The sequence below is a fragment of the Caballeronia novacaledonica genome, assembly GCF_900258035.1.
Classification (GTDB): Bacteria; Pseudomonadota; Gammaproteobacteria; order Burkholderiales; family Burkholderiaceae; genus Caballeronia; species Caballeronia novacaledonica.
On record NZ_OGTP01000029.1, the window covers coordinates 22,038 to 36,652 of the forward strand.

The 14,615-nt window shown below is 64.5% G+C and carries 13 protein-coding genes; 2 read left to right on the forward strand and 11 right to left on the reverse strand.

Annotation, left to right across the window (positions count from 1 at the left end; translation table 11 throughout):
- Window position 1 precedes the first annotated feature (1 nt).
- Both NOV72_RS27850 and NOV72_RS27855 read right to left on the reverse strand, forming a co-directional pair.
- Window positions 2-817 carry an ABC transporter permease gene (locus tag NOV72_RS27850; protein WP_106857756.1) on the reverse strand — a complete coding sequence of 272 codons (816 nt, stop codon included), beginning with the start codon at window positions 815-817 and terminating at the stop codon, window positions 2-4.
- Window positions 814-1,527, reverse strand: coding sequence for an ABC transporter ATP-binding protein (locus NOV72_RS27855; RefSeq protein WP_106857757.1), 714 nt, complete (start codon window positions 1,525-1,527; stop codon window positions 814-816). The genes NOV72_RS27850 and NOV72_RS27855 overlap by 4 nt, the downstream gene beginning before the upstream one ends.
- Window positions 1,528-1,672: 145 nt before the next feature.
- Here NOV72_RS27855 and NOV72_RS27860 point away from each other — a divergent pair, with 145 nt between their 5' ends.
- On the forward strand, window positions 1,673-4,048 hold the full coding sequence (locus NOV72_RS27860; RefSeq protein WP_106857758.1) for an AsmA family protein: 2,376 nt from the start codon (window positions 1,673-1,675) through the stop codon (window positions 4,046-4,048).
- Window positions 4,049-4,063: 15 nt separating this feature from the next.
- Here NOV72_RS27860 and NOV72_RS27865 read toward each other — a convergent pair whose 3' ends face one another.
- The 7 genes from NOV72_RS27865 to NOV72_RS27895 all read right to left on the reverse strand — a co-directional run bounded on the left by NOV72_RS27865 (window position 4,064) and on the right by NOV72_RS27895 (window position 11,491).
- On the reverse strand, window positions 4,064-6,172 hold the full coding sequence (locus tag NOV72_RS27865; protein ID WP_106857759.1) for a TonB-dependent receptor family protein: 2,109 nt from the start codon (window positions 6,170-6,172) through the stop codon (window positions 4,064-4,066).
- Window positions 6,173-6,375: 203 nt separating this feature from the next.
- Window positions 6,376-6,759 (reverse strand): DUF2946 family protein, encoded by a 384-nt coding sequence (locus NOV72_RS27870; RefSeq protein WP_106857760.1) that lies wholly within the window; start codon window positions 6,757-6,759, stop codon window positions 6,376-6,378.
- A gap of 513 nt (window positions 6,760-7,272) precedes the next feature.
- Complete coding sequence (locus tag NOV72_RS27875; protein WP_106857761.1) at window positions 7,273-7,515, reverse strand: DUF2795 domain-containing protein; 243 nt, start codon at window positions 7,513-7,515, stop codon at window positions 7,273-7,275.
- A gap of 36 nt (window positions 7,516-7,551) precedes the next feature.
- Window positions 7,552-7,818: a hypothetical protein gene (locus NOV72_RS27880; RefSeq protein WP_106857762.1), complete on the reverse strand. Its 267-nt coding sequence runs from the start codon at window positions 7,816-7,818 to the stop codon at window positions 7,552-7,554.
- Between the two features lie 228 nt (window positions 7,819-8,046).
- Window positions 8,047-9,783, reverse strand: a complete 1,737-nt coding sequence (locus NOV72_RS27885; RefSeq protein ID WP_106857763.1) for a ClcB-like voltage-gated chloride channel protein — start codon at window positions 9,781-9,783, stop codon at window positions 8,047-8,049.
- 144 nt (window positions 9,784-9,927) lie between these two features.
- The gene (locus tag NOV72_RS27890) at window positions 9,928-10,731 is read right to left on the reverse strand and encodes an aldo/keto reductase (protein WP_106857764.1); all 804 of its coding nucleotides are present in this window, start codon (window positions 10,729-10,731) and stop codon (window positions 9,928-9,930) included.
- 25 nt (window positions 10,732-10,756) lie between these two features.
- Window positions 10,757-11,491 carry a glutathione S-transferase gene (locus NOV72_RS27895; protein WP_106857765.1) on the reverse strand — a complete coding sequence of 245 codons (735 nt, stop codon included), beginning with the start codon at window positions 11,489-11,491 and terminating at the stop codon, window positions 10,757-10,759.
- 188 nt (window positions 11,492-11,679) lie between these two features.
- Here NOV72_RS27895 and NOV72_RS27900 point away from each other — a divergent pair, with 188 nt between their 5' ends.
- Window positions 11,680-12,921, forward strand: coding sequence for a cystathionine gamma-synthase family protein (locus NOV72_RS27900; protein ID WP_106857766.1), 1,242 nt, complete (start codon window positions 11,680-11,682; stop codon window positions 12,919-12,921).
- A 13-nt stretch (window positions 12,922-12,934) separates the two neighbouring features.
- Here NOV72_RS27900 and NOV72_RS27905 read toward each other — a convergent pair whose 3' ends face one another.
- Both NOV72_RS27905 and NOV72_RS27910 read right to left on the reverse strand, forming a co-directional pair.
- On the reverse strand, window positions 12,935-13,873 hold the full coding sequence (locus tag NOV72_RS27905) for a dimethyl sulfoxide reductase anchor subunit family protein (RefSeq protein WP_106857767.1): 939 nt from the start codon (window positions 13,871-13,873) through the stop codon (window positions 12,935-12,937).
- A gap of 18 nt (window positions 13,874-13,891) precedes the next feature.
- Window positions 13,892-14,611: a 4Fe-4S dicluster domain-containing protein gene (locus NOV72_RS27910; protein WP_106857768.1), complete on the reverse strand. Its 720-nt coding sequence runs from the start codon at window positions 14,609-14,611 to the stop codon at window positions 13,892-13,894.
- Window positions 14,612-14,615: the final 4 nt, after the last annotated feature.

Here is a 14,615-nt window from a genome sequence, read left to right on the forward strand (position 1 = left end):
GCTACGCGGCGCGCTTGCGGGGCTTTCGTTCGACGAGCTTCGACGCGATGAACCGGTGGTCGGGCGAAAACAGCCGCCGGTACGTCAGCACGACCGCGCCGACCACGCCGAGCCCCGACGCCGCCGCGATCAGAAACATGATGACGATCTGATAGCGCACCGCCTGCAACGGCGACTGCCCGGCCAGCACCTGGCCCGTCATCATGCCCGGCAGGCTGACGAGACCGACCACGGCCATCTGGTTCAGCGTCGGAATCATGCCCGCGCGCACGGCCTGGCGCGCGGGCCCTTGCGCCGCTTCCCAGCGCGAGGCGCCGAGCGCGAGCGACATCTCGACCGCCGCGCGTCCGGCGGTCAGTTCCTCCGTCATGCGCTCGATGCCGAGCGACACGCCCGTCAGGCAGTTGCCGAGGATCATGCCGAGAATCGGAATCGCGTATTGCGGCTCGTACCACGGATGAATCCGGATCACGACGAAGAGCCCGAACGCGCCGATCACCCACGAACTGCCCCAGATCGACAGAATGCTGTCCGCGCGCTGTCCCGCGTAGGTCCGCCGTCCGCGTCCGGAGGCGGCGAAGCCCGCGATGATCGTCATCAAAGCCATTAGCGGCAGCACCACATACCAGCGGCTGAACGCGAACACCCAGCCGAGCACGTAGCCGATCAGCAGCAGTTGCACGACAGTCCGGATCGCTGCGACGAGCAGCTTGCGCTCGAGCCCGAGATCGAGCGCAACCGACAACGCGCCATTCACGACGATCAGCGCCGCCGCGAGACCGATATCGAAGAGACTGAGGGTCTGATAGCCGTTCACTTCGCGCCGCCTCCGAGCGTGCCCGCGTTCATCGTGAGATGACGCGTGGCGACGCGCCGCGCCTGTTCCAGATCGTGCGACACCCAGATGCACGCGCGCTCCGCGTCCGCTTCGAACCAGGCACAGACGAGCGCTTCGATCGAACGGGCGGAAGCCGGATCGAGCGACGCGGTCGGTTCGTCGAGCAGCAGCACGTCCGGCGCGAGTTGCAGCACGCGCACGAGCGCCGCGATCTGCGCTTCGCCGCCCGACAGATCGCTCGCGAGCTTGTCGAGGAAGTCGTCGGCGCGGCCGGCCGCGAGCGCCAGTTGCATCGCGATATCGCGATCGAAATGCGCGTCGCGATAGGTCTTCAGCGTGAACGGATAGCGAAGATTGTCCTCGACGGTGCCATCGAGCATCGCGGGCCGCTGCGCGATATACGCGACGCGCCGCCGGTAGGCCGGAATGCGCGCCCGCGCGATGCGCTCGCCGCGCCACGCGACATGACCGGCATCGCATGCATCGAGCAGCGCGAGCGTGCGCAGAAAGACGCTCTTGCCCGAGCCCGACGGTCCGGTGATCGCCGCGCGCTGACCCGCGTGGAGCGCGAAGTCCGTGGGATGCAGCAGCACCGCGCCGCGCACGGCGTCGCGACGCACGACGCCGTGCGCGGCGACGAGTTCGAGCGACGGCGAAGGCGAAAGAGCAGGCGATGTCGCGTCGGGCATCGTTGTTAGAGGTGGTCTCGTTCTTCGAGCGCACATCTTACGGACATTCTGCGTTCAGCGGCTACATAACCGGGCCGACGTACGCGTTGCGCGGGCACACTATGTGCTGCCGCACTCATAATCAGAAAAAACGGATGGAGCCGTCATGCCGCAGGCCCGAACGACCGGAAAAAAAATCGGAAGGATCGTCGCATGGTTTTTTGCCGCTCTCGCGGTTCTGATCGCAATTCTGGTGGTCATATTCCTGACTTTCGACTGGAACCGCCTGCGGCCCTGGGTCGATGACAAAGTGTCCGAGGCAATCGGCCGCCGCTTCGAGATCACGGGCGATCTGAAAGTCGGCTGGCATCGTCCGCCGAACGAAACGGGCTGGAAACGCTGGGTGCCTTGGCCGCGCTTTTCCGCCGAAAAAATCACCATCGCGAATCCGGACTGGACGCGCCAGAAATTCTTCGCGACGCTCGACGAGATCGACTTTCAGGTGGCCGTGCTGCCGCTGCTCGCGCACGACATCGTGGTGCCGACGATCAATCTCGTGAATCCGTCCATCGATATCGAGCGGCTCAAGGACAATCGCAACAACTGGACGTTCAAGTTCAAGCAGTCGAACGAACCGTCCACCTGGAACCTGAAGCTCGGCGATATCTCGCTCGCGAAGGGCACCGTCGACGTGCGCGATGAAGTCACGAAAGCCGAGATGCACGTGGTCATCGATACGCTCGGGCAGCCCGTGCCGATCGGCGAAGCGATGAAGCAGCAGGAAGCGGCGTCCGCGAAGTCGTCGGCGGAAATGGTCGGCAAGAGCGGCGCGGCGAAGCTCAACAAGCAGGCCGACGTTGCCGCGGCGTCCGAAGCGTCGGCCGCGTCCGCTGCATCGGCTGCGGCCGCGGCGAACGCATCGACGCCGAATCCGGCGAGCACGTCGGCCAATACCAGCATCACGACCAAGGAAGGGCCGAAGCCGCCGATTCCGCCGTACGCGTTCGGCTGGACCGTGAAGGGCACGTACAACGGCGGCAAGGTGTCCGGCGACGGCAAACTGGGCGGCGTGCTCGCCGTGCAGGACGCGACGCGCCCGTTCCCCGTGCAGGCCGACGTGCGTCTGGGCGATACGCATATCGCGTTCGTCGGCACCGTGACCGATCCCGCGCATCTCGCGGCGCTCGATCTGCGGCTGTGGATTCAGGCCGTCAGCATGGCGCATCTCTATCCGTTCACCGGCGTGACATTGCCCGAAACGCCGCCGTTCGCCACCGAAGGGCGGCTCACGGGCCAGTTCCGCGAAGACGGCAACGTGTTCCACTACGAGAATTTCACCGGGCGCGTGGGCGGCAGCGACATCAACGGCTCGCTCGTCTATGCGGGCAAGAAGCCGCGTCCGCTGCTGCAGGGCGAACTGGTGTCGCATCTGTTGCAGTTCAAGGATCTCGCGCCGATCATCGGCGCCGATTCCAACGCGAGCAAGGCCAAGCGCGGCGACACGGAAAAGCAGCCGTCGTCGAAGGCGCTGCCGACCGAGGAGTTCAAGACCGATCGCTGGAAGGCCATCGACGCCGATGTGAAGTTCACCGGCGAGCGCATCATCAAGGATCCCGATCTGCCGATCACGAACCTCTACACGCACGTCATCATGACGAACGGCGTGCTCTCGTTCGAGCCGCTCAAGTTCGGCGTGGCGGGCGGCTCGCTCGCCTCCAACATTCATCTCGACGGCAGCGCCGCGCCGCTGAAGGGCCGCGTATCGGCGCAGGCGCGGCATCTGAAGCTGAAGCAGCTTTTCCCGACCGTGAAGACGATGCAATCCGCGCTCGGTGAAATCAACGGCGACGCCGCGCTCTCCGCCACCGGTAACTCGCCGGCGGCGCTCGCGGCGACATCGAACGGCGAGGTGAAGGCGCTCATCACGCAGGGCACCGTCAGCCGTCTCTATATGGAGGCGGCGGGGCTGAACGTGGCGAACGTCGTGTACGAAAAGCTCTTCGGCAAGCGCGACGTGAACATCAACTGCGCGGCGGCGGATTTCGTCGTGACCGACGGCGTGCTCGATTCGCGCGTCTTCGCGCTCGATACCGACGACGCGGTCATCAACGTCGATGGCACGATCAATCTCAAGAGCGAGGACATGGATCTCGGTATCCATCCGCACACGAAGGGCCTGCGCATCTTCTCGCTGCGCTCGCCGCTGTACGTGAAGGGCACGTTCAAGGATCCGCATGTCGGGGTGAGCCCGGTTCTGGCGCTGCGCGGCGCCGCCGCCGTGGGGCTCGGGCTGATCAATCCGTTCGCGGCGCTGATTCCGCTCATCGCGCCGAGCAACAGCAAGCCGCTGCCTTGCCAGCAGATGCTCGCCGACATCGGCCGTCCGCCGACCGCGCCGCCCGCCGGGCAGAAGCAGCAGGCGAAGGCGGCGCCGGCGTATATGTCGTCCGATGCGGCGGCGAGCGGCGCGGCGAAGGACAAGGGCGCGAAGAAGCCCGCCGCGCCCGCGCCGGCGAGCGCGGCGCAGTATCGCGGAAGCTGATGAATCGCCGCGTGGCTAGAACGCGTAGCGCACGCCCGCGAAGATGCTGCGGCCTTCGCCCGGATAGAAGATCGCGGTGGACGACGCCGTTTGCGCATTCGCGATGGTGCTGATGTCGCTCACGTAGCGCTTGTTGGTCAGATTGCGCGCATCGAGAAAGACCGACAGTCCGTTGCGAAAATCCATTCCCGCCTGCACGCCGAGCAGCGTGTAGCCCGGCACGCGCAGCGTGTTGGCGTCGTCGGCCCAGGCGCCCGCCGGCACCCAGTCGACCGATGCCGACAGGTGAAACCCGTTCGGCCGCGCGTAGCCGAGCACCGCGCGCAGCACATTCACCGGCACGCCCGCGATGCGGTTGTTGCCGTACTGCGGATCGTCCTTGAAGCGGAAATCGCTCAGATTCCACAAGCCCGACAGCGTGATCTTGTCGCCCGCGCCCGCCCGCGTGACGTCGCGCCACACATCGACCGACACGCCCGCCTCGATGCCCTGCAACACCGTCTTGTTCGCGTTGAACGTCGATGCCGGGATGTCCGGATTCGTCGTGTATTGCAGCAACTGGTCGCGCACGAGCGAGCGATAAGCGGTCAAGTCCCAGCTCACCCGATCGCGCGTGCCGCGCGTGCCGAGTTCGAGCGTCCACGCGTGTTGCGACGTGAGCGGCGTGAAGCGCGTCGTGTTCGCGAAGGTTTGCGTGAGATCGGTGAAGTCGGGCACGTCCTGGCTGCGCGTGATGTCGATATACGCCTGAATCTCGCGATTCGGTTGCCACATCAGGCCGAGCTTCGGATTCACGCCGCTGAACGTCTCGCTCGCCGACTTGTAGTTCGGGTCGGCCGCGAGCCCGCCGTGATCGACGTACTTGCGCACGTCGCGCAGCGCCTTGAAGCCGGCCATCAGCGCGACCGTCGGCAGGAAGAACAGGCGGTCTTCGACGTACGCCTCGTAGTTGTACGCGCGTTGCGTCGAGTCGAGCGTCTGCGCGCCTTCGTTGCCCGACACGTTGACGTACTGCCGCGCCTGCGTGGTGCCGCCGAAGACGCGCGCGCCGGCGATCAGGTCGTTGCGCATTCCACCGACGTTGAACGTCGCGGTGTAGCGCGGCGCGAAGCCGTAGGTCCAGCCGTCCTGATCGATGACCTGAAAGATCGGGTGATAAAGACTCTTGTGGATCGCCCATGTGACGAAGTCGAGCTGGCCGACATCGAGCCTGACTGTCGTCTTGTTGGCGATGCGCTCGGTCCGCGTATCGCGCGCCTGATCGCCGGCGAGCGCGCTCGCGGATGCCTTCGTCGGATTGTTCAGGGCGTCGCTCAGCGACAGCGTGCCGGGAAGCTGCTGATCGACGACATAGGCGCCGAGATAGAAGCGCGTTTCGACGTCCGGCAAGAAGCGATAGCCGATATTCGCGTTGAACTGCTCGTACTGGCCGCGCTCGTGATCGCGATAACCGTCCGCATGATTCACCGAAAACGTGCCGATGAAGTCCAGCGGCCCCATCACGCGCGAGAACTGCGCGCTGCCTCTGACCGTGCCGAAACTGCCGCCTTCGAGGCGCAGGATGTTCGGTGCATCGGCGGTGTAGGCGCTGGGCGTGACGAAATCGATCGCGCCGCCCATCATCGACGATCCATACGCGAGGCCGTTGCCGCCTTTGTAGACATCGACGGACTGCAGCGCGAGCGGATCGATCTGGTAGTAGTCGCCGCTGCCGTCGGCGAGATTGGTCGGAATGCCGTCCTGGAGAATCTCCAGGCCGCGCGTATGGTAGCCGCGCGCGATGCCGGAGCCGCGAATCGACACGCGCAACTCCTGCCCGTAGCGGTTCTGCACGAACACGCCGGGCACGTTCTTCAGCACGTCGCGCAGCGTGAAGGCGTAGGTGTTCTGGTAGTCGGCGCTATCCACGAAGCCGATGGAACCGACCGTCTGATCGAGCGTGCGCTTCTCGTCGGCGACGTTTTGCGATGTCAGCGAACGTTGCGCCTGACCTTGCACGATCACCGCGGGAAGTGTTGTCGGCTCGCCGTTATACGGCGCTTGTGCGGCTTGCGCGAAGGCGCGTGTGGCGAACAGCGCCGTGATGCCGGTGACGAGGGCGCTTTGCCGGGCGAGTCGCTTCATGATTGCGTTCCCGCGATGTCGAGCGTTCGGGACGCGCGTTCGATGCGCGCGCGCGCGTGCGGATAGGCGGACGGCACGGAGCCGCCGCTCGTTGAGAGAGTGAGCATGGTTCTTCTTGAATTCGTGGTGAAGGAGCGCGGCGCGACGTTACGGACGCGCGACGCCGTCCGATGCCGCGATGGCATCGAACCGTCTGGACGAAGTCAGATGAGAACCGGTGGCGCGCGTGGTTGCGCGGTGGTGAAGGCGGGAGCCGGACGTTCGGCACGAACCGGCGCGACGGCGACGGTGCGGCGCGCGGGAACGTCGAGCGTCGCGGAGGCGCGTACGCTCGAAATCGCCGGCGCATGCGCGAAGAAATGACAGTAGCCGCAGGCCTGATCGTCCAGATGCGCGAGCGCGTCCGGAGCGTGATGGCCGCTATTCAGCTCGATTGCGGATGCATGCGCCGAGCAGAGTTCGGCGCTGAAGTCACCGGCGCGCGCATTGGACGCGAGCAGTTGCGAGACCATCGGCGCGAACGTGATCAGCAGCATGGCAAGCAATGCCAGCAGTGAACCCGTCCGTTGATGGAAGCGACCGCGCATGAAGGTTTGTTCAGATCCCGAGTGCCGGGATTATGCCATCGGGTTACTTTGTATTACAAAGCGGGAAGGGCATAAATTCCGGGGATTACGCGGCAGGCATGTCGTCGCGGGTTGTCCCCATGAACTGTTGAGCACTCTGTTGAAAAGACGCCTAAAAGTCTTCTAAATGCTTGATGCCCAAGCAAAAGTCAGGCGCGCTTCATGGTGCATCAAAGCGCGTCGGGCTTTGCATAACTTATCCCCAGCGCACGGGGAAAGGGCTGTGGAAAACCGCTTGGCGACTCATCTAGATTCTTGATTTCGCGCTGAAATCCCCGCGCGACGCGGATCGCGCCACTTTTTCGTACTCGTGAAGCACATCAGCAAGACGGCCGAGTTATCCACAATTTCTGTGGATAGCGGTGTTGAAAAGACGCGCGTATCGGTGTTAAGTGTTTGATGCACAACGTTTTGTACGACCTGACCCGAGCCGCGCGAGCGACGGCGCACAAATTCTGCGCGCCTCGACGCCGATCAGATTGAAATGCCCGGTCCGCCGTTGCTGCCGAGAAGCTGCTCCACGGAATTCGCGTCCGTGTAGTCCTGTTCGGGCAAGCCGTCGAACACGGTGATGACGTCGTTGGAGACGCCCGCTTCGCGCGCCGCATCGACGATCGCGTCCTTGTTGGCGGGGTACTTCACGAGGCGCAGCACCTGAGCGATTTCGTCGTCGATCGGCTCGTCGTTCAATGCGTGTTTTGCGGGCGTGTCGGTCATTCCGAGGTCCAGGGTCGAGTCGTGAAGGGAAGGGCGTCAGGTCTGCACCTGAATGGGCTGGCTCGCCATGCCGTGGCTCGGCGCTCGCGACTTCGGCAGCGGCACATGACGCCAGCGCGCATGATCGAGATCCTGCGCCGAGACGTCGGGCGCGGGCGGCGCAACGGGCGCGGCGTTGATGCGCAGCGCGGCGCGCGTCGCGGCGATCGTGGCGGTGGATACATCGGTCGAACTCGTGTGCAGCGGCGCGGCATAGCACGAGACCGAAACCAGCGCCATCGACAACAACGTTGAGGTCTTCATCGGGCAACCCCTCCTCACGTAAGCAGCGAAAGGCACCAAGCAAAGCCTATGCCGACGGGCTTTTGCGCTGCTCGCCGTGCACGCGGTCCGTTCGGACGATGCGCGCACGGGCGCGACGAGTGGGCGTCGCGCGGACGTATTTCGAGTGAAATGTGAAGTTGGTCCGACTTGCGCGCGTGACGCGCGTACGCGCCGTTGCACGCCGCGAAATTGCACGGCTGCGCAGTTTCAGCGCGACGTCGGATTCAAACGGAAGTATGCGTCCAGAAGGGAGGTTTTGTACACGACGCCGAGCAGGAGCGGCTGCGTCTTTTTCTCGATCACCGGAAGCCGCTCGCCCTGAAACGCGAGGAAGTGCTGCAACGCTTCGCCGAGCGACATGTCGGGCGTGAGCACGTCGAATTGCGGCTGAAGATAGTCGGCGGCCGTCTTGGTTTTGGTGTCGTGCTCGTCGAGAAGATCAGACGTGATGTCCTTCAGCGCAACCACGCCGCGAAAGCACTCGGCTTCATCGACCACGTACAGATACTTCACCGGATATTCGAGGAACACGCGCGTCATGTCCTTGATGTTCGCGGTGAGCGGCACGACGGTGTCCGCCGGCTTGACGAGTTCGCGCATCTGCGTCGCGGCGAGGCGCAGGCGCTCCTTCTCGTCACGATTGCGGCGCAGCGTGACTTCGTACATCGACGTCTGCTCGGACGTGCGCGCGATGAAGTAGGCGATTACGCACGCGAGCATGAGCGGCAGCATGACCTGATACGAGAGCGTCATCTCGAAGATCATCAGGATCGCCATGAGCGGCGCGTGCGTGGCGGCGGCGAGAAACGCGCCCATGCCGACCATCGCGTAGGCGAACGGCGCGGAAGTCGAGTCCGGCCAGATCGAATGCACGCCGATGCCGTACAGACACCCGAACACCGCGCCGACGAAGAGCGTCGGCGTGAAGATACCGCCGACCGCGCCCGAGCCGGCCGTGGCCGCCGTCGCGATGATCTTGAAAACGAGCACGGTGAGCAGCGCGGTCCACGTCCACGGCTCGTGCAGCAGCGAGTTCACGACTTCGTAGCCGTTGCCCCAGACCTCGGGCCACCAGATCGAAATCACGCCGACGATCAGGCCGCCGAGCGCGAGGCGCACCGGCAACGGCAAGGGCAGCGTCGAAAAGCGCTTTTTCGATGCCGCGAGCAGCCGCAGGAAATGCGGCGCGAGCACGCCCGACAAGAGCCCGAGCACGACGAAGAGCAGCACTTCGACGCCCGTGACGGTCGGAAACACCGGCATCTCGTACGGCGGACGATAACCGGCGAACTCGCGCATCGTGATATTGGCGACGACCGACGACACGACGATCGGCCCGAAGCTTTCCATCGCCATCGAGCCGAGCACGAGTTCGGTGACGAAAAACGCGCCGGCGATGGGCGCGTTGTACGCCGACGTGATCCCGGCCGCCGCGCCGCACGCGACGAGCAGACGCAAACGCGGCGGATCGAAGTGAACCCAGCGCCCGACGAGCGACGACACGAGCGCGGCGAGCTGCACCATCGAGCCTTCGCGACCGATGGAGCCGCCGCTCGAAATGGTGATGAGCGAGGACAGGCTGCGCCAGAGGCTTTGCCAGACAGGCACGACGCCGTCGCCGATGGTGACGGCTTCCATGTAGTCCGTGCTCACGTTCTTGCTGGCGTGCCTGCGCGCGATCAGCAGACAGACGCCCGCGATAAGGCCGCCCACGGCCGGCAGAAGGACGCGCACGGGCCAGGGCAGCGTATGCGCGAGCGCGACGAGCCCTTCCGACGGATTGCCGAGAAGACGTTGCAGAACCTGAATGCCTTCGCGAAAGACGGACGTCGCGAAGGCGCCCGCCACGCCGACGACGACCGCCCAGACGAGCATCGTATGCGAGTCCGAGAGACGGAAGAGATGTTGGGCGCGTGTCCGCAGCTTGAGCAGGAATGAGAGCACTTTTGCTTGATTCGTGGAAAGCTTAGAAGCAAACGGAATAAGGAGTCGCAAGGATAGCATTGCGGGGCGGCGCTGCGGGCACGCGTGCGGCGCACGAAAAAAAGCCCGGCGCTCAGGTCCGGGCCGTGTCGGCTACGCCGCGCGTCACCACTTGGGCGCGAACGGCGGGTTCGCGTGGCGCCTGCCTTCGTCGAGCGCGTCGATTTTCGCGATGTCGTCGGCGTCGAGCTTGAGCTTTTGCGCGTCCCAGTTCGCTTGCTGATGGTCCGGATTCGTCGATGCCGACAGCACCACGATATCGCGCGACAGCAGCCACGCGAACGTCACCTGCGCGGGCGTCGCATCGTGCTTTTCCGCGATCGCCTCGAGCGTCGCGTCGGTATGCGCGCGGCCTTCGCCGAGCGGCATGTAGGCGGTCACCTTCACGCCGAGCTGCTGCGTCGCGTCGACGAGCTTGCGGTTCGCGAGAAACGGGCTCACTTCGAACTGGTTCGTGACGATCTCCTTGCCGCCCGGCGCCTTCAGCGCCTCGTCGAGCAATGGAGCGGTGAAATTCGACACGCCGTAATGACGGATCAGTCCGAGCTTCTGCGCTTCCTGCATCGCAGCGAGCGTTTGCGCGATAGGCACCGCGCCGTCGGGCGACGGCCAGTGCACGAGCGCGAGATCGATCGTGCCGATATCGAGCTTCGCGTGGCTGTCCTTCAGGCTCGCGATGAGCGCATCGCGCGAGAGCCGCTCCCACCAGACTTTCGTCGTGACCCAGATGTCGTCGCGCGGCACGCCCGAGTCGCGCACGCCCTGGCCGACGGCCGCCTCGTTGTTGTAGAACTGCGCCGTGTCGATATGACGGTAACCGATTTGCAGCGCGCTCTTCACCGCATTCGTGGTTTTCGCGGCATCGACGCGAAACGTGCCGAGACCGAAGGAAGGAATCGTTTCTACCATGCTGGCTCCTGATCTGTGTTGAGGGTCAAGCGTCCTGATCGAGTTCGGGATAGTGCCGGAAAATGCCCGATTCGTTGAACGGAATGCGCCGCTCCGAATCGACATAAGCCGCGATGTTCGGCCGCTGCAGCACCGCGTCGTGGATCGCGGCGACGCGCGGATACTGTGCGCCAAACTTCTTCATCGCGCGCGGAAAGGCGTAATGCAGGCCATCGACGATCTGGAAGATCGAAAGATCCACGTAAGACGTCGAGTCGCCGATCATCTGCGTGTCGCCGTGCGGATTCTGCTTCAGCACGTGCTCGAAATACTTCATGAACTTCGGCACGCGCTCGTCGAGAAAATTCTGCGTGCGGATCTTCGCCGCGTCCTTCTGATCTTCGTAGTAGAGATCGGTCGCGAGCGGATGATGCGTGTCGTGCACTTCGGTGACGAAATCGGCGATCGTCAGTTGCAAGCCATGCGCGACGTGGCGCAGGCCTTCGTCCTTCGGCGCGAGTCCGAGCGTCGGCCCGAGATACAGCAGAATATTCGCGACGTGCGGCACGATCAGCTCGCCGTCTTTCAGGAACGGCGGAGCGAAGGGAATGTGCGGCTCGGTCTTGCTGTTGAGGACTTTCATCATCGCGTCCATGCCGTAACCGTGCTTTTTCGATTCGCGCGCGACGTCGATGTATTCGGCGCCGGCGTCTTCCAGCGCGAGCCGGACGAATTCGCCGCGGCCTTGCAATCCGTCCCAGTAATGGAGTTCGTAAGCCATCGAAAAGGCTCCTCGTCGATGCGGGCCGCGTCTGCGGCGACAGTTGAGTGTGCGCGTGTTCACTGCGCAATGAAACGCGCGTGCGAAGCAACGGGCGAGCAACACGCGTTCCCGTTTCGCAACGACGCCATGATCCCCGCGGATCGTGCCAAAATCGATGTTTTGCGATTCGACGTAGCGGAGAGGAGATGGACAAGCAAGGCTTCACCACAGGCATCGTTCACGGCGACAGAATCGTGGGCGCCGAGCATGGCGGCGTGCGTCAGCCGATCCACACATCGGTCCAGTACGGATTCGAGCGCGTGGAAGATCTGATCGGCGTCTTTCAGGGCACGAAAAAAGGCGGCTTCAACTACGCGCGCCAGGGCACGCCGACGACCGCCGCGCTCGAACGCAAGATCACGAGCCTCGAAGGGGGCGTCGGGTCGATCTGCTTCGGCACCGGCATGGCGGCGCTGACCGCCGTGTTCCTCACCTTGCTGCGCGCGGGCGATCACGTGGTGTCGAGCCGCTATGTGTTCGGCAACACGAACAGCCTTTTCGGCACGTTGAGAACGTTCGGCATCGAAGTGACGATGGTCGATGCCACGTCGACAGCCAACGTCGCGAACGCGATCCAGCCGAACACGCGCATGGTGTTCGTCGAGACCATCGCGAATCCGGGCACGCAGATTCCCGATCTGGCGGGCATCGGCGAACTGTGCCGCGAGCGCGGTCTCGCGTATGTCGTCGATAACACGATCACCTCTCCCGCGCTCTTTCGCCCGAAGGCGGTCGGCGCGAGTCTCGTCGTCAATTCGCTGACGAAGACCATCGCCGGACATGGCGCGGCGCTCGGAGGCGCGGTGACGGACACGGGTCTTTTCGACTGGAGCGCATATCCGAACATCGCCGACGACTATCGCCGCTCGCCGTCGAAGGAGCAAGGGCTCCTGCAGATCCGCAAGAAGGGGCTGCGCGACATGGGCGGGTCGCTCTCGTCGGAGCAGGCGCATTCGATCGCGATGGGCGCCGAAACGCTCGCGCTGCGCGTCGCGAAATGCAGCGAGAATGCGCTCGCGCTCGCGCAGTTTCTGGAGCAGCACGAGGCCGTCGGGCGCGTGTTTTATCCGGGGCTCGAGAGTCATCCGCAATACGAGATCGCGCAGGCGCTGTTCAAGGGCGCGTCGTGGCTGCTGTCGTTCGAGCTGCGTAACGCGGATCGCATGATCGAGGTCGTCAACGCGCTGCAATTGCCGGTCAAGGCGACGGGACTCGGCGACACGCGCACGCTGATCATCCCGGTCGCGCCGACCATCTTCTACGAAGCCGGCCCGGAAGTGCGCAAGTCGATGGACATTTCCGACGGCATGCTGCGCTTGTCCGCGGGCATCGAGGATATCGACGATCTCATCGCCGATTTCGATCAGGCGCTCAAGCTCGCGGCCTGAAAAACATCGCGAATCACGAAGCGCGCGCGTAGTAGATGTTCTGCGGATGCCGCGCTTCGGCGAAGAAAAACCATCGCTCGGCGACGAGTCCCAGATACTGCGCGACGCAAGCCAGACAGAACAGCGTCACGGACTGCGCGCCGATCCCGAGCAGCATCAGGACGAACGGCACGCCGAACGCGCCGACGAGAAACGTCCACTTGATGCGCGCGATCGCTTCGGCCGATCGTCCATGAAAGAACTCGCGCAGATTGAACGCGCCCGCCGTGAAGCCGCGCGATTTCTGCACGACGTTCGGTCCTTTGATGCCCGTCGCGCTTTGCACGGTCGACTTCGGCCGCAGGCGGGCATTGCGCCTGAGCGACGCGACGCGCGTCGCGCAGCCTGCGAGCGTCAGCGTGCATGCGCAGGCCGCAAGTCCCGCCGCGAGCGACGGCGCGAGCCACGCGGCGCATGCCGTCGCGAGCGTGAACCCGGACGCGCAGCCGAGCAGCACGAAGTTGACCATCGTGAGCGGCGTCGCCCATTCCTGCAGGAAGCGCAGGCACGCGTAGATCATCGCGGTGCAGACGAAGAGCGCCGCCGACGCGATCACGCCGATCACACCGATGACGAGCGACCACGGCGTGCCCAGCCAATGCGCGACGCCGTACAGCGCGGCACACGCGAGAAACGCGGGCAGGCACAGGCATTCGCGCGAGAGCCAGGACGTGCGCCACATCGCGATGGCGCGCCACGCGCGCTCCGGATGCCCGAGATGAAAGAACGACGCGACGAGTCCGAGCCCGCCGAGCACGACCGACAACGCCGCGCCGGCGACGAAGAACATCTGCGAGGGCGCGCCGGTCGAGCCGAGCTTCGCGAACAGTTCGACGCCGACGAGCGCGATCAGCAAGCCTTGCGCGGCGCCACTCAACGTCGTGAGAAACACGACGGAAAACGCGGGTTTCATGTGTGAGCTCCGATGCAGTCAGACGCGCACGGCCATCGCCGCGAGGTTCAGGTCGCCGTGCGCTTCGGGCGCGGCTTCGTCGCTGGAATGACAGCCGCACGCGCCGCCGCTGCCGCATGAATTCACCGGACGCCGCGGCAAATAATGATTCGCGGGCTTCGTGTCCCATTCGGGCATCAACTGATAGCCGCCGCGTTCCTCGATCGCTTTCGACACCACCGACTCGGGATCGTGGATATCGCCGAAGAGCCGCGCCGAAGTCGGACAGGCGAGCACGCATGCGGGCTTGCGATCGCGCTCGGGCAGCGCCTCGTTGTAGATGCGATCGGCGCACAGCGTGCACTTCGTCATTTCCTTGCGCGCTTCGTCGAGCTCGCGCGCGCCGTACGGACACGCCCACGCGCAGTACTTGCAGCCGATGCACTTGTCGAAGTCGACGAGCACGAGGCCGTCTTCCTTGCGCTTGTAGCTCGCGCCGGTCGGACAGACGGGCACGCACGGCGGGTCTTCGCAGTGCAGGCAGGACTTCGGAAAGTGGATGGTGTCGGCGAGCGGAAACTCGCCCGCTTCGTAGGTCTGCACGCGGTTGAAGAAGGTGCCGGAAGGATCGGCGTCGTACGGGCGCTGATCCGCGAGACTGCCCGCTTCGCCGGACGTGTTCCACTCCTTGCAACTCGTCACGCAGGCGTGGCATCCGACGCACACGTTCAGGTCGATCACGAGGGCCATTTGAGTCATGACG

Bases quoted from the DNA above. Each gene is read 5' to 3' on its own strand.
- NOV72_RS27855 (WP_106857757.1), bottom strand. From the start codon at position 1,527: ATGCCCGACGCGACATCGCCTGCTCTTTCGCCTTCGCCGTCGCTCGAA.
- NOV72_RS27860 (WP_106857758.1), top strand. From the start codon at position 1,673: ATGCCGCAGGCCCGAACGACCGGAAAAAAAATCGGAAGGATCGTCGCA.
- NOV72_RS27865 (WP_106857759.1), bottom strand. From the start codon at position 6,172: ATGAAGCGACTCGCCCGGCAAAGCGCCCTCGTCACCGGCATCACGGCG.
- NOV72_RS27870 (WP_106857760.1), bottom strand. From the start codon at position 6,759: ATGCGCGGTCGCTTCCATCAACGGACGGGTTCACTGCTGGCATTGCTT.
- NOV72_RS27875 (WP_106857761.1), bottom strand. From the start codon at position 7,515: ATGACCGACACGCCCGCAAAACACGCATTGAACGACGAGCCGATCGAC.
- NOV72_RS27880 (WP_106857762.1), bottom strand. From the start codon at position 7,818: ATGAAGACCTCAACGTTGTTGTCGATGGCGCTGGTTTCGGTCTCGTGC.
- NOV72_RS27890 (WP_106857764.1), bottom strand. From the start codon at position 10,731: ATGGTAGAAACGATTCCTTCCTTCGGTCTCGGCACGTTTCGCGTCGAT.
- NOV72_RS27895 (WP_106857765.1), bottom strand. From the start codon at position 11,491: ATGGCTTACGAACTCCATTACTGGGACGGATTGCAAGGCCGCGGCGAA.
- NOV72_RS27900 (WP_106857766.1), top strand. From the start codon at position 11,680: ATGGACAAGCAAGGCTTCACCACAGGCATCGTTCACGGCGACAGAATC.
- NOV72_RS27905 (WP_106857767.1), bottom strand. From the start codon at position 13,873: ATGAAACCCGCGTTTTCCGTCGTGTTTCTCACGACGTTGAGTGGCGCC.
- NOV72_RS27910 (WP_106857768.1), bottom strand. From the start codon at position 14,611: ATGACTCAAATGGCCCTCGTGATCGACCTGAACGTGTGCGTCGGATGC.